Consider the following 12,872-nt stretch of genomic DNA (forward strand, 5'->3'; position numbering starts at 1 on the left):
TTTATTTTACCTTGTTAGTTTCCTATTTCACTTCTGTATCTTTAGCAGCCGCAAGGCTGCATTTTTTTAGTTTTTTATGCTACTTAACCGCTATTAATTTTTATGACCTATAACAAATGGCTAAAAATATAGAATAAAGACTAAGGTGTCGATTGTTTTCAATTGACACTGCAAACATACTATGTTTCTATAGGACTCATGAGTGAATTAATATATTACGATTTAAAATGCACCCAAGGAATGTCTCCAAGTCTATCGGTGCAAGTCGCGAAAGAGCTTGGTCGCAGAATTGTGTCAGGCGCTTTTGAAGCCCATAGTCTAATTGATGATGAAAATGCATTAGCTGCCCGTTATCAAGTTAGCCGAGTTGTTGTTCGTGACGCAGTTAAAATCCTCGTAAGTAAAGGACTGTTAGAAGTTCGACGTGGAATTGGTACTCGTGTTCAATCTAGAGATAAATGGAATATGCTGGATGACGATATTCTTGCATGGCATTTATCTGCGCCACCAAATCTTAGCTTTTTAAAACAATTGATGGATGTGCGATTGGCTTTTGAGCCTAAAGCGGCAAGGTGGGCTGCTGAGCGTGCTACCGCAGAAGATTTAGCCGACATCGAATCAGCTGTTGAGAGAATGGCTCAAGCTAATAATACCGCAGAAGATTTTATCACTGCCGACTCACTGTTTCATAAGTCAGTGATGAAAGCCGCCAACAATGGCTTTTTAGCGTCAATGGAAGGAGTGATTTACTCTGCGTTATTAGTGAGTATTAAAGTCACGAATAAAGATCCTCGTGAAAATGGGGCGTCGGTGCCTTTTCATCGAGAAGTTTATGAAGCTATTGCAGCTAAAGATGGTGATAAAGCAGAAAAAGCTCACTGAAAAATTGCTGAATGATGCCAGTATTCGACTTTCTTTGACTCAAAACAGCAATTAATCGTCTCTGGCGGTTGTCTATTGTCCTAAAATCAGATAAATAGTATGTAGTTATTTTTATGGACAATATAATTACATGAGTGAATTAACATACTACGATTTAAGACGAACAAATTCGATGTCACCGAGTTTACCTGTTCAAGTGGCGAAAGAACTGGGTCGTAGAATTGTTGCCGGCACCTATACTCCTGGGACGTTAATTGATGACGAAAACAAGCTAGCTGAGCGCTTCAAAGTTAGCCGTGTTGTAGTGCGTGATGCCGTTAAAATTCTAGTAGGTAAAGGCTTATTAGATGTTCGCCGTGGTATTGGTACGAAAGTTAAAGCGAGAAATCATTGGGCTTTACTTGACGATGACGTACTGGCTTGGCACCTTTCAGCACCACTGAATCCAGAGTTCCTAACTCAGTTGATGGAGTTTCGACTTGCATTTGAGCCCAAAGCTGCATCGCTAGCGGCCATGAATGCGACCGATGAAGATATTCAAGCAATAGCCGCTGCCCTTGAAGAGATGGCTTCTTCAACCAATGATGTTGATCGCTTTGTCGTTGCCGATGCCCACTATCATGGCGCAATTCTACGCGCATCTCACAATGAATTATTTATTTCTATGGAGTGTGTGATTTTTTCATCACTTTTGGTCAGTATTCGAGTCACCAACCAAAATGATGCAGAAAATAAAAGCTCTATTCCATTTCACCAAGAAGTTTTTGATGCCATTAAAGACCGTAATGGTGAGTTAGCGCAATCGTTAACTGAAACACTATTAAGTGATGCTAAAGCACGACTGACGCAGTTAATGAAGTAAGTTCCTCTTACTAGCAATCATTGTTAAATTGTAAAACATAAGCCCAACAATAGTTGGGCTTTTTTTGTACTGACTAAAAACATAGTGAATATATTTACATTGTTTATCGAAACATCATATGTTTAAATTTGTTTAATAAAAAATCAAGGCAACGTGTTGCTCAATCAATTAAAAATCAATTGATGTTATTAAAGGAATTATTGTGAGCGAGTTTAATCAAACAAAGCAGGACGATGTGCAAGAACATCAAGATTTGCACATGAACGAGGACAAACAAAAATACAGTCAATCTCAATTAGATGCCGCAACGCATTTATTAAAGCAGCGACAACAAGCTATACCTGTTTCTGATTTACGAAACAATGCGCCTAAGACACTTGATGATGCGTTTGCTATTCAACAAATCATGATGGCTCAAACCTCCAGTGAGCATATTGGGTGGAAATGCTTAATTCCACAACAAAACGGGAATGTGATCGTTGCGCCATTATTATCCCAATTAGCCGCAGAGCAGCAAGATTGTTCAATAAAATCAATAAAAGGTTATGCCCTAATCGAACCTGAAATTGCATTTGTATTAGCAAATGATTTATCTGCAGGTCAAACATACAGTAATGATGAAATCGATGATGCAGTAGGGGAAACACGCTTAGCATTAGAATTAATTGAACCACGATTTTCTAAAGACTACGATGCCAATCATTTTGAACGCTTAGCCGATGGCTTAAGTAATCAAGGCTTGTATTTAGGCCCAGTTATTGACAAACCTATTGCTTATAAAGCTGCAAAAATTGACATTAATATTAGCCAAGAAAAAACTGAGCAAGTCTTTGCAGGTGTTCATCCATGTGAGTTACCTCAGAACCCACTTTATTGGCTTGTTAATCACTTAACAGCAAGAGGAATTTCATTGAGAGCTGGGCAAGTTATTATTACAGGTTCCTATTGTGGTGTTGTAAAGGTAGCGATGAATAGCCCTGTTAACATTAATTACCAAGGGATAGGCCAATTTTCAGTGAATTTTACTGGCTAAGGATATGGCGGCAATTTATTAAAACAAACTGAGTTATTCGTCGGTTTTACCATAACTCAGTTTTTTTATGTCGTCATTTCAGTCGAGGTGTTTACTTGAATGAATCTAATTTGATTTCTCTGTCAAAAATTCTTATTTTATTTTCTATTATTGTATAAATTATGTTGACTCAGTGACATAACGACATTATTTTGCATCTCCATTTTTGACTTACATTACCAACAAGGAAAAAATCATGACAGAGCCATCAGCGATCAGTTTGATCCCGCCAGTGGTTGTTTTGATATTAGCAATTGTATTAAGAAGACCTATTTTAGCGTTAGTAATAGGTGCTGTTGTGGGTTTGTTAATGCTTGATCCTGTTGAAGCATTAAATAATTTTTCGGAAATATCGTTAAGTGTCATGGCTGATGAAACCATTGGTTGGTTAATCTTAGTATGTGGCACGTTTGGTGCGCTAATCGCTTTACTCGTTCGAACGGGCGGGGCATTCGCATTTGGAAAAAATGCACTGAAGGTAGCTAAAGGCCCTAAATCATCATTAATGATGACATTTGTTTTAGGTGTTGCCATTTTTATTGATGACTACCTTAATGCATTAACTGTGGGTGAAACCATGAAGCGAGTGACGGATAAATTTCGTATTTCTCGTGAAATGTTGGCGTATGTTGTCGATTCCACAGCCGCACCTATTTGTGTTCTCGTCCCTTTATCGACGTGGGCTGTGTTTTTTGGCGGCTTACTTGTTGATAACGGTATAGCAGAACCTGGGCAAGCAATCTCAGTTTATATGCAAGCCATTCCATATATGCTTTATGCATGGGTTGCTGTGATTATGGTTCCTTTAGTCATTTTAGGGGTGATGCCGCTTATTGGTCCGATGAAAAAGGCTGAGTTAAAAGCAAAGCAAGGTATTGGGATACCGGTTGATGAGTCAGCTGATATTCAAACCAGTAATGACTATGCCGTTAAGGCGATGGAAGATGAATTTAAAACGGCTGATCATCAAGGAAAATTACATAATTTCCTTGTGCCGATTATGATGCTTGTTGGTTTTACCGTATATTTTGATATTGATGTGTGGCTTGGTTTGTTAGCGACCATGACAATTACGATCCCTTATTATGCTGTGCAGCGTTTAATGCCTTTTGCTGAAATGATGGAGCAAATGATTGATGGCTTTAAAAGTATGTTACCCGCAATTGGGACAGTGATAGCAGCATTTATTTTTAAAGATGTATGCGATAAGTTGCTGTTACCTCAATATGTAATTGAGAGCTTAAGTCCCTACATGACAGCACAGTTTTTACCTGCAGTCGTGTTTGTTGCAATGGCATTATTAGCCTTTGCTACGGGGTCAAGCTGGGGGATTTTTGCCGTATCGATTCCCATTGTTATGCCGCTTGCTCAAGCGGTCGGCGCGGACATTCCGTTAGTGATCGGTGCATTACTTTCTGCATCATCCTTTGGGAGTCAAGCTTGCTTTTACAGTGATTCTACAGTGTTAGCAGCGCAAGGTGCAGGGTGTAACTTAGTCAGCCATGCCATCACTCAGTTGCCATACACCTTGATTGCGGCAAGCATCACCGTGATAGGTTTTATTGTGATAGCGTAATAATGTGACCACATGAAGTCGACGCGACTTATCTGTCGTGGCTAATAATGTTAAAACCAGTGCTTGTCACTGGTTTTTTATTGTCTGGAGTTCAGCCTAATGGATGACAAGAACACTGAGAAGTTTACGGGTTGTAAAATGGCGTTAATTTCAGGACGTCAGTTGGTCGTGTATTTAAGAGATAACCTTGCAACCATTCCTTATCCCAATTGTTGGGACTTTCCAGGTGGTGGGCGTGAGGGGAACGAAACAGCTGAAGAGTGTGTGCTTCGAGAATTGTATGAAGAGTTTTCACTTGTTTTAACTAAAGCGTGTTTGATATATAAACAAATCGACATTAATCAAACTGGTAATGGCAACGCTTATTTTTTGCAGCTCATATTGATAATGAACAGCTTGATAAGATTAGGTTCGGAAATGAAGGCCAGTATTGGAGGCTGATGGATATTGAAGATTACCTAGATCACCCACAAGCTATTAACTCTTTACAGCAGCGACTTAAACGATATCTATCCGAAATAGATTATTGATGAATACTATAATGACATCAACTAAAACAAGGATTTGTTTTGTATATTCCAAAAAATCTAAGAATTAATGATTTAACATCACTCCATAAGTTTGTTGCTGATTATGGTTTTGCTGTCATCACAACTGCGGATCTAACTGCGTCCCATTTACCCTTATTACTTAAAGCAGATGAAGGTGAATTGGGCACACTCTATGGCCATATGGCTCGAGCTAATCAGCACTGGAAGATAGTCGATGGGCAGTCAGTTTTAACTGTTTTTTCAGGCCCACATGGCTATATCTCGCCAACATGGTATGAGAGCAGTCCCGCTGTACCCACTTGGAATTATGCGGCTGTACATGTAAAAGGGACTGTCACATTGACAGACGATGAAACAACCTTGTCTATACTTAACGACACTATTGCGAAATATGAACCCAGTTTACTGAGTAGTGAAACCCATGGTCATGATGGTTTTATACCGCCTGACTATAAATTGAAGTTAGCCAAAGCGATAGTGGGCTTTAAAGTAAAAATCGATTCAATTGAAGGCAAAAATAAATTAGGCCAGCATCGTTCTCTAGCCGATCAAAAGGGAGTGCTTGCTGGACTAAGCGAATCAAGTCGATTAGACGATCAGGCGTTACTGGCATATACCAAACTGCACTACCAACAACATGAGTAAACCGCCCATTTTAAAAATCAACATGAAGCATCAGTAATCAGAAGTCTATAAGCACATACAGTAAATCGTACAGTAGGGAGCGACAGTGAATCAACATAATAAGTTTGAGTCTGTTCAACCGGTAGAGGGGTATTATATCGATACGGATAAAACTAATATCGATATAAATGTCGTCTATGGGTATATTTCCAATTCTTACTGGGCGAAAGATATCCCAATTGAAGTGCTGACCAAAGCCATTGCCAATTCATTATGTTTTGGTGTGTATACCGTGGATGATCAACAAGTTGGTTTTGCCCGTCTTATTACTGATAAAGCCTCTTTTGCCTATCTCGCTGACGTGTTTATTCTTGAGCAACATCGAGGTAAAGGATTAAGCAAATGGTTAATCCATGACATTATGACTCATCCTGAAATTGTCGGTTTACGAAGAATGATGCTAGCGACACGTGATGCTCACGGATTGTATGCTCAGTTTGGTTTCCTCCCAATAGAAAATCCAGAAATTTTAATGCAAATTTGGCGTCCTTCAATCTATTTAAGCTCTCAAAATGATGATTAAAAGACGTTAAAACGATGTAATAATCCATATATCGAACAAGATAAATGTAATCAATTTGCACATTCTGTGACATTTTCAGCTGTTTATTTATTTTCAACCCAGCATTGATAAGTTAAAGTAATTACTTAATATTTTACTATTTTGTTCATTACTTTGGATTTGGTATGTCGAATTCTCAACAAATTGATAAGACACAAGATTTAGATTTTGTCCGTAAAGCAACGCTCGATACGATCGCAAACACCATGATTCACTCAAGTGAATTACATGGATTTGGTTTGTTTGCTACAGATGCCATTAAAGATGAGCAAATTCTTTATTTATTTGATGGCCAAGTGGTATCAATTGCAGACTATGAAAAAATCGAGTCGCTCATGGCAAAAGACATTGCCCCTTATTCGAATTACATTTTCATGGAATGTAATTACCTCAATAATGAAACCTTATTAGTCAGAAATTTCAGAACTAAATACAGTTATATTAACCACTCAAGAACGCCGAATACTGAAATCCGGTATCACCCAATGCGTCTAGTGGCTATCAAAGAGATTCAAGTTGGTGAAGAACTAACAATTGATTATCGCAAAGAGCAACTTTCTGACGACTATCTAACTAACCCAGAAAAACAATTTTTATAATAATAAGAAATCGTTATGCCGAAAATTCGCGTTATGTGTGTACAGCCTATTGAGGTTGATTCAGAGCAATATGAACAACTCATCAGTAAGAAAAGCCGTATTGGCAAGTTAATTGGGACATTTGATAGAAACCATTTCAAAATTGAATGGCTTAAACAATTCAACGCATTACATCGTGATTTATCAAATTTTAAATGTATTTATCGCAGTGAAGAAAGCAAGGTTTCAAATCTTTTATTAAAGCAAGATCTACAGTCTATAGACTTTCATGTAAATGGTTTGCATGACATCAGTGAGTATCTTGATCTTGAAAATACAACCTATGAATTGGTTTTCGATCAACGATTTTTTAACTTTGTTTTGGTTGTTGAAATACACTTAAACTTACCTGATGACAAAACAGCTGAACTATTATCAACAGAGCTGACAGCAGATGAGCTCGCAGAAAATCAAGGCGCTGATTTTTATAATAATCTGAGAAATTTATTAGTAAAAGAGCATGACACTAGCGCACTCAGTCAATGGGGTAATGCAGTACGTTTAGAAGTGTGTAAAAGAATTCAGGCTATTAGCCATATTCCGTTAAAAAGTAGCCACAGACCATTAGCTTATATCGGTAATAATTCAGGAAATTTCACTTTCTTTGTCGAAGCTAGCCCGCAAGATAAACAAATGAAGCAGCAGTTTTTAGCCTGTAATGCTAAAGCTGAGCGTGTTAAAGGTAATAATACGACAATTATCGATAATGATTGTGTGCATTATGCCTTTTTCAGTCGTTTTCATACGATTATGACGTTAGATATAGGACGATATTACCGATTTGCGCCGATTCAGCATCATATTCAATCAACTTGGTATTACGTCAGTTTTTATAGCCGTGTTTTAGATAAACTAAATAGTCATATTCTTGCAAATGACTCGAAGAAAACCCTTAACTCAAAACGTAATGTTATTGATGAATATATTAATAAGATTGAGTTGCTACGAATGAATAACGAAAATTTCAAATTAGCAATTGAGTCAGACAACGAAGATGTTTATCAAAAAATTGAGTCTAAATGGAATGTCGAAAGCAGCCTAGAGCATGCTAAAACTTATGTTAGTTTTTTTAAAGACTATTTAGAACGTGCTTACGCTCGTAAAGCAGAGCAATCTAATCGTCGCCAAAATCAAATATTGTTCATCATATCCTGTATCCAAATATTGGGGTTGATTAGTATTTGGAGTGATTACCTAGGGTTAAGTAAAATAGAGCGCTTTATTAACTCAACAGGTATTCATACTGGTTCCAACGTCGATACCGTTTTGCAAATCAACACTTGGTTACCACTTGGCCTTATTGCAGTATTGGTTTTGTTGATGATGTTGGCTTATATGCGCCGAGACTAATCATCTTAGAAAAGAAAAAAGGAGCAATTGCTCCTTTTTTTATTGGTTTTGTAATTTTTGGTGTTTAAAAAAACGCGTTAATGGCAGCCAGATAAAGCCACAAAATAACCCACCGAGAACGCCAATAAAATGAGATTCGGTCGCGACTCGTGCATTGATAATAGCGCTGACACTTTCGCTGGCACCAAAGTACATTTCGTATCCCACTTTCGCAAATACACCTAGCAATAATAAATAACCTGAATTATAGCCTTTACGTATATCTAATAGGGCACCAAAGGTAAATAGGCCATGTAATAACCCGCTGAGTCCGACATAACCTTTAAGCTCTGGAAAAAACCAGTAAAGACCTAAGCCTTCTAATACACACAAACTGATAAACAACGAAGCAAACTGACTTATATGGCCTTTGTAATGAGATTCATGTAAAAATAAAATAACCCAAAAGCCTGCAAGGTTCATTAATAAGTGCCACAAGTTTGTGTGCAACAAATTACCTGTAATAATGCGCCAGTACTCACCTTGAGCGATGTTATCGTAGCGATAACTTAATAGATTATCGACATCAATTGTTCCCAATGGGTTCATCGACAAAACAAAGAATACACAGCATGTAATACTGACCAAAATTGCAAAGTAATAGGCACTTGCACTGTTACGACTTCTTCTTGCCATGTTTAAAGTCCGTTTTACCTTATAATATTGTTTATTATAGTGAATCGTTAACACTTTGCTTAACTAAATGCTGTTAAACACAGTCAGGAAATAGAGGTTTATGGCTGACGTTTCAAATCACCTATGCGATTTGTTGGTAAATGATTTGATAAAGTGACACGTGTTTTAACGTGCTGACTTACGATCTAAATCAGCCATAACGCTTTGACGATTGTTAAGGTAATCCTCTAAACCTCTTTGTCTCAATAAACAAGCTGGGCAATCTCCACAACCACTGCCTTTAATGCCGTTGTAACAGGTTAAGGTGTCATCTTTAACGAGAGTGAGTGAGTGATACTTATCAGCCAATGCCCATGTTTCAGCTTTATTCAGCCACATAAGGGGCGTAACAATATTGAGCGGTTTGTCCATACCAAGCTCTAATGCTTGTTGCATTGATTTCACAAAATCATTTCTGCAATCTGGATAACCTGAAAAATCGGTTTCACATACCCCGGTGATGATTGCATCGCAGCCTAATTGATAGGCATAAATCCCTGCTAATGTTAGAAACAATATATTGCGACCAGGAACGAAGGTACTAGGTAGGCCATTGTCCATTAATTCATGTGAAACCGGAATCGCATCTCGTGTTAATGATGAAATGGCTAATTCATTTAATAAACTGACATCCATGACTTTATGGCTTGCTACTTTAAGCTTTTTAGCAAGGGCTTGGGCAATGTCGATTTCTTCTCTATGGCGTTGACCATAGTCAAAGGTAATGGCATGGACTTCATCGTATTGAGTCAAGGCTTGAATAAGGCATGTGGTGGAGTCTTGACCACCTGAAAAAACTACAATTGCTTTGGACATTAAAATCACCGGAAAGACAAATATAAGGTAATGGACGAAAGTCATCATCACTATGCACATGTTTGTCTGTTATTAATAACAAAAGTGCATTTTATCTTATCCAGCATAAAGTTGGCAAAAACTTGCAGCTAGAAACAAAATCATCTATAAATGCGCCCTTGAAATTAATAAGGCTTGCAAATGAACTATCCTGTAAACGAAGTATTTGAAACAATTCAAGGTGAAGGTAGCTTTACCGGAGTACCTGCCATTTTTGTCCGTTTACAAGGCTGTCCAGTGGGTTGTGCTTGGTGTGATACTCAGCAGACCTGGGAAGTGTTAGCTCAAAACAAGGTAAACCAAGCTGATGTCATTCAAGTTGATGGCACTATTGGACGTTGGGCCGAGCATGATGCCAGTAGTTTAATTCAAGCTTTTCAAGTCAAAGGATATACCGCAAAGCACATTGTACTGACTGGAGGCGAGCCATGTATGTACGATGTCACTGATTTAACTAGTGAGTTTATTGCTGCAGGTTATGCTGTGCAGATTGAAACCAGTGGCACTTTTGACGTGCTGTGCCACGACAAGGTCTTTGTGACGGTTTCACCTAAGGTAAACATGAAAGGCGGATATGAGGTGCTTGAGCAGGCGTTAACACGCGCGAATGAGATTAAGCATCCCATAGCAACACAAAAGCACATTGATGAATTAGATGCCTTATTAGCAAATATTGATACGCAAGATAAAGTGGTGTGTTTACAGCCAATTAGTCAAAAACCTAGAGCGACTGAACTTGCGATGAAAACATGTATTGCTAGAAATTGGCGCCTTTCGATTCAAACGCATAAATATTTAGATATTGATTAAACAAAAAAACCGCTCATTGAGCGGTTTTTTGTTGGTGCACTAATCGCTTAAGGTTTTAACGAACCACTACGATTAAATTGTGTAAGTTGCTGGTCGAAAAATGCAGTATCGCCGATGTTTTTACTTATCCACTCAGGGTTGTAATAGGTGTCTAAATACCGATCCCCAGAGTCACATAATAAGGTGACTAACGAGCCTTGCTGATTGCGCTGTTTCATTTCACAAGCTAGCTGAAGAATGCCATAAAGGTTAGTTCCTGTTGACGGACCGACTTTGCGTCCAATCAGTTTGGCTAGCCAATTCATTGTTGCTAATGACGCTGCATCAGGTATTTTTTTCATATCGTCCACAACCCCAGCGATAAAAGAAGGTTCGACTCTTGGTCTACCAATCCCTTCAATTTTACTGCCATTTTCACACGTAATGGTGAGATCTCTTTTGTGGTAATAATCGTAAAACACCGAATTCTCAGGGTCTACCACACATAACTGTGTTGATAATTGTTGGTAATTTAAGTAACGGCCAATGGTTGCAGATGTACCGCCAGTGCCAGGACTCATGACTATCCAAGCAGGAGTAGGGTGCGGCTCTTTCAGCATTTGGTTAAATATAGAGTCAGCAATATTATTGTTGCCACGCCAGTCGGTTGCTCGCTCTGCATAAGTAAACTGATCCATATAATGACCATTAAGCTCAGTGGCTAACTTTTGAGATTCAGCATAAATTTTACTGCTGTGATCGACAAAGTGGCACTGACCACCATAAAACTCAATTTGTTCAATCTTAGTTTTTGCAGTTGAAGAAGGCATAACGGCAATAAATGGTAAGCCTAATAACCTTGAAAAATAGGCTTCGGACACGGCGGTACTGCCTGATGAAGATTCGATTATAGTGGTGTTCTCGTTTACCCATCCGTTTGAAAGCGCATATAAGAACAGTGAACGTGCTAAACGATGTTTTAAACTGCCTGTAGGATGGGTACTCTCGTCTTTAAGATATATATCAATACCTGAGAGCTGCGGTAAATCGAGTTTAATAAGGTGAGTATCGGCACTTCGCTGAAAATCTGCTTCAATTTTGGCGATTGCTTGATTTACCCATTGCTTTGACATGATGATATCCCGATTAACAAATAAAAAATCATCATAGACTCAAAGTGGCAATGCTAAAAGGTATACAGATCACTTTATCGATTAAATAACATTAATTGGCGCATCAAGCGGGTATATATAAAGTTTATTCGACACATTTACTGCTTTAAAGATAATAGACTTGAATAGAGAGATAATGAGGATATTTGAAGCGAGGTATACAAGATAAGAAGTGGTGGAGGGAGAAGGATTCGAACCTTCGAAGGCTGAGCCGTCAGATTTACAGTCTGATCCCTTTGGCCACTCGGGAACCCCTCCACATTTTCTTACTTGTCTTGCAGTATTGTTGGCCGCAACAATATTTTTTAATAATCAATAAACCGATAAATGGTGGAGGGAGAAGGATTCGAACCTTCGAAGGCTGAGCCGTCAGATTTACAGTCTGATCCCTTTGGCCACTCGGGAACCCCTCCACGAAACGGTATATTTATCATTGGTGCAAATGGTGGAGGGAGAAGGATTCGAACCTTCGAAGGCTGAGCCGTCAGATTTACAGTCTGATCCCTTTGGCCACTCGGGAACCCCTCCTCAATTGCGGCGGCAATGATAGTCACGAATTAAATATAAGTAAAGCCAAAATCGAAAATAACTCTCAAGTATTTGTTTAAGTGGTCGATAAAATATCAATCCTAGTAATTAATGATGTTTTTATATGCAAATCGAGTTTCCTTTAGTCAATGAACTGCAGTTAGGTCGTCGTTTAAATGACGCGATTGAACATGACCGCCGCGGCGAATTTGGCTTACTATTATCTATGCTATCGGCAGACGCTAGAGATATGTCTCAATTTCAGCTTGATAAAGAACTCGATGATAATCAAAAGCTTTATAAAGCCTTTGACTTACCCAAGCAGCAGCAATTGGTTTGTGATTTATCGAAACAACAAGCAATAGATAATGCTAGTGCATTTCATCAAAGCGGCTCATCTCAATTTCAGTTGACTCAAGCATTACATCCTGAGGCCATAGTGACTCGTGGTGAGTTTGATGATGATATGCAAATAGCACTAGCAAACTGTGATGTATTAACTAAATTAAAGCATCAGCAAAAACTACCTGAAGTATCTGAGTTAGATAAAATGCACTTTTTAGATCAGTTATCAGTACAGCGAAAAATCAGCGAAACAATTGCCAATCAGCTGTACGCAGTTGCATAACATAATATA

General features: G+C 38.5%; 14 protein-coding genes and 3 tRNA genes. 11 read left to right on the forward strand and 6 right to left on the reverse strand.

What is annotated here, in order from left to right; translation table 11 throughout:
* Positions 1–198 precede the first annotated feature (198 nt).
* From ACGEDC_RS18415 to ACGEDC_RS18455, 9 genes are all read left to right on the forward strand, one after another.
* Positions 199–882, forward strand: a complete 684-nt coding sequence (locus ACGEDC_RS18415) for a FadR/GntR family transcriptional regulator (protein ID WP_394494963.1) — start codon at positions 199–201, stop codon at positions 880–882.
* A gap of 130 nt (positions 883–1,012) precedes the next feature.
* Complete coding sequence (locus ACGEDC_RS18420) at positions 1,013–1,744, forward strand: FadR/GntR family transcriptional regulator (protein ID WP_065108156.1); 732 nt, start codon at positions 1,013–1,015, stop codon at positions 1,742–1,744.
* A 202-nt stretch (positions 1,745–1,946) separates the two neighbouring features.
* The gene (locus ACGEDC_RS18425) at positions 1,947–2,777 is read left to right on the forward strand and encodes a 2-keto-4-pentenoate hydratase (protein ID WP_394494966.1); all 831 of its coding nucleotides are present in this window, start codon (positions 1,947–1,949) and stop codon (positions 2,775–2,777) included.
* Between the two features lie 235 nt (positions 2,778–3,012).
* Complete coding sequence (locus ACGEDC_RS18430; RefSeq protein WP_119969534.1) at positions 3,013–4,392, forward strand: Na+/H+ antiporter NhaC family protein; 1,380 nt, start codon at positions 3,013–3,015, stop codon at positions 4,390–4,392.
* A 99-nt stretch (positions 4,393–4,491) separates the two neighbouring features.
* Positions 4,492–4,833 carry an NUDIX domain-containing protein gene (locus ACGEDC_RS18435; RefSeq protein WP_394494969.1) on the forward strand — a complete coding sequence of 114 codons (342 nt, stop codon included), beginning with the start codon at positions 4,492–4,494 and terminating at the stop codon, positions 4,831–4,833.
* Positions 4,834–4,961: 128 nt separating this feature from the next.
* Entirely contained in the window at positions 4,962–5,588 is a 627-nt protein-coding gene (locus tag ACGEDC_RS18440) for an FMN-binding negative transcriptional regulator (protein ID WP_394494971.1), read from the forward strand.
* An 85-nt stretch (positions 5,589–5,673) separates the two neighbouring features.
* Positions 5,674–6,150: a GNAT family N-acetyltransferase gene (locus ACGEDC_RS18445; RefSeq protein ID WP_394494973.1), complete on the forward strand. Its 477-nt coding sequence runs from the start codon at positions 5,674–5,676 to the stop codon at positions 6,148–6,150.
* Positions 6,151–6,314: 164 nt separating this feature from the next.
* Positions 6,315–6,788, forward strand: coding sequence for an SET domain-containing protein (locus ACGEDC_RS18450; RefSeq protein WP_394494976.1), 474 nt, complete (start codon positions 6,315–6,317; stop codon positions 6,786–6,788).
* Positions 6,789–6,803: 15 nt separating this feature from the next.
* Positions 6,804–8,177 carry a hypothetical protein gene (locus ACGEDC_RS18455; protein WP_080915653.1) on the forward strand — a complete coding sequence of 458 codons (1,374 nt, stop codon included), beginning with the start codon at positions 6,804–6,806 and terminating at the stop codon, positions 8,175–8,177.
* A 39-nt stretch (positions 8,178–8,216) separates the two neighbouring features.
* Here the strand turns inward: ACGEDC_RS18455 and rrtA are convergent, their stop codons facing one another.
* Both rrtA and queC read right to left on the reverse strand, forming a co-directional pair.
* The gene (gene rrtA, locus ACGEDC_RS18460) at positions 8,217–8,852 is read right to left on the reverse strand and encodes a rhombosortase (protein ID WP_055024016.1); all 636 of its coding nucleotides are present in this window, start codon (positions 8,850–8,852) and stop codon (positions 8,217–8,219) included.
* A gap of 165 nt (positions 8,853–9,017) precedes the next feature.
* Positions 9,018–9,707, reverse strand: a complete 690-nt coding sequence (gene queC, locus ACGEDC_RS18465) for a 7-cyano-7-deazaguanine synthase QueC (RefSeq protein ID WP_080915655.1) — start codon at positions 9,705–9,707, stop codon at positions 9,018–9,020.
* Positions 9,708–9,887: 180 nt separating this feature from the next.
* On the opposite strand from queC, the gene queE reads away from it, so the two are divergent.
* Positions 9,888–10,556 carry a 7-carboxy-7-deazaguanine synthase QueE gene (gene queE, locus ACGEDC_RS18470; protein WP_394494980.1) on the forward strand — a complete coding sequence of 223 codons (669 nt, stop codon included), beginning with the start codon at positions 9,888–9,890 and terminating at the stop codon, positions 10,554–10,556.
* 47 nt (positions 10,557–10,603) lie between these two features.
* On the opposite strand, the gene ACGEDC_RS18475 is transcribed toward queE, so the two are convergent.
* From ACGEDC_RS18475 to ACGEDC_RS18490, 4 genes are all read right to left on the reverse strand, one after another.
* The gene (locus ACGEDC_RS18475) at positions 10,604–11,668 is read right to left on the reverse strand and encodes a PLP-dependent cysteine synthase family protein (RefSeq protein WP_394494982.1); all 1,065 of its coding nucleotides are present in this window, start codon (positions 11,666–11,668) and stop codon (positions 10,604–10,606) included.
* 212 nt (positions 11,669–11,880) lie between these two features.
* Positions 11,881–11,965, reverse strand: a tRNA-Tyr gene (locus ACGEDC_RS18480).
* Between the two features lie 70 nt (positions 11,966–12,035).
* Positions 12,036–12,120, reverse strand: a tRNA-Tyr gene (locus ACGEDC_RS18485).
* Positions 12,121–12,150: 30 nt separating this feature from the next.
* Positions 12,151–12,235, reverse strand: a tRNA-Tyr gene (locus tag ACGEDC_RS18490).
* 124 nt (positions 12,236–12,359) lie between these two features.
* Here ACGEDC_RS18490 and ACGEDC_RS18495 point away from each other — a divergent pair.
* On the forward strand, positions 12,360–12,863 hold the full coding sequence (locus ACGEDC_RS18495; RefSeq protein WP_119969527.1) for a VC2046/SO_2500 family protein: 504 nt from the start codon (positions 12,360–12,362) through the stop codon (positions 12,861–12,863).
* Positions 12,864–12,872 lie beyond the last annotated feature (9 nt).

It is taken from the genome of Shewanella sp. ENK2, from assembly GCF_043568515.1.
In the GTDB taxonomy this organism is placed as follows: Bacteria; Pseudomonadota; Gammaproteobacteria; order Enterobacterales; family Shewanellaceae; genus Shewanella; species Shewanella japonica.

What these genes read in the sequence shown, in the direction of transcription:
- ACGEDC_RS18455 (WP_080915653.1), top strand. Translation starts at nt 6,804, where the DNA reads ATGCCGAAAATTCGCGTTATGTGTGTACAGCCTATTGAGGTTGATTCA.
- queE (WP_394494980.1), top strand. Translation starts at nt 9,888, where the DNA reads ATGAACTATCCTGTAAACGAAGTATTTGAAACAATTCAAGGTGAAGGT.
- ACGEDC_RS18415 (WP_394494963.1), top strand. Translation starts at nt 199, where the DNA reads ATGAGTGAATTAATATATTACGATTTAAAATGCACCCAAGGAATGTCT.
- queC (WP_080915655.1), bottom strand. Translation starts at nt 9,707, where the DNA reads ATGTCCAAAGCAATTGTAGTTTTTTCAGGTGGTCAAGACTCCACCACA.
- ACGEDC_RS18430 (WP_119969534.1), top strand. Translation starts at nt 3,013, where the DNA reads ATGACAGAGCCATCAGCGATCAGTTTGATCCCGCCAGTGGTTGTTTTG.
- ACGEDC_RS18475 (WP_394494982.1), bottom strand. Translation starts at nt 11,668, where the DNA reads ATGTCAAAGCAATGGGTAAATCAAGCAATCGCCAAAATTGAAGCAGAT.
- ACGEDC_RS18435 (WP_394494969.1), top strand. Translation starts at nt 4,492, where the DNA reads ATGGATGACAAGAACACTGAGAAGTTTACGGGTTGTAAAATGGCGTTA.
- rrtA (WP_055024016.1), bottom strand. Translation starts at nt 8,852, where the DNA reads ATGGCAAGAAGAAGTCGTAACAGTGCAAGTGCCTATTACTTTGCAATT.
- ACGEDC_RS18450 (WP_394494976.1), top strand. Translation starts at nt 6,315, where the DNA reads ATGTCGAATTCTCAACAAATTGATAAGACACAAGATTTAGATTTTGTC.
- ACGEDC_RS18495 (WP_119969527.1), top strand. Translation starts at nt 12,360, where the DNA reads ATGCAAATCGAGTTTCCTTTAGTCAATGAACTGCAGTTAGGTCGTCGT.
- ACGEDC_RS18420 (WP_065108156.1), top strand. Translation starts at nt 1,013, where the DNA reads ATGAGTGAATTAACATACTACGATTTAAGACGAACAAATTCGATGTCA.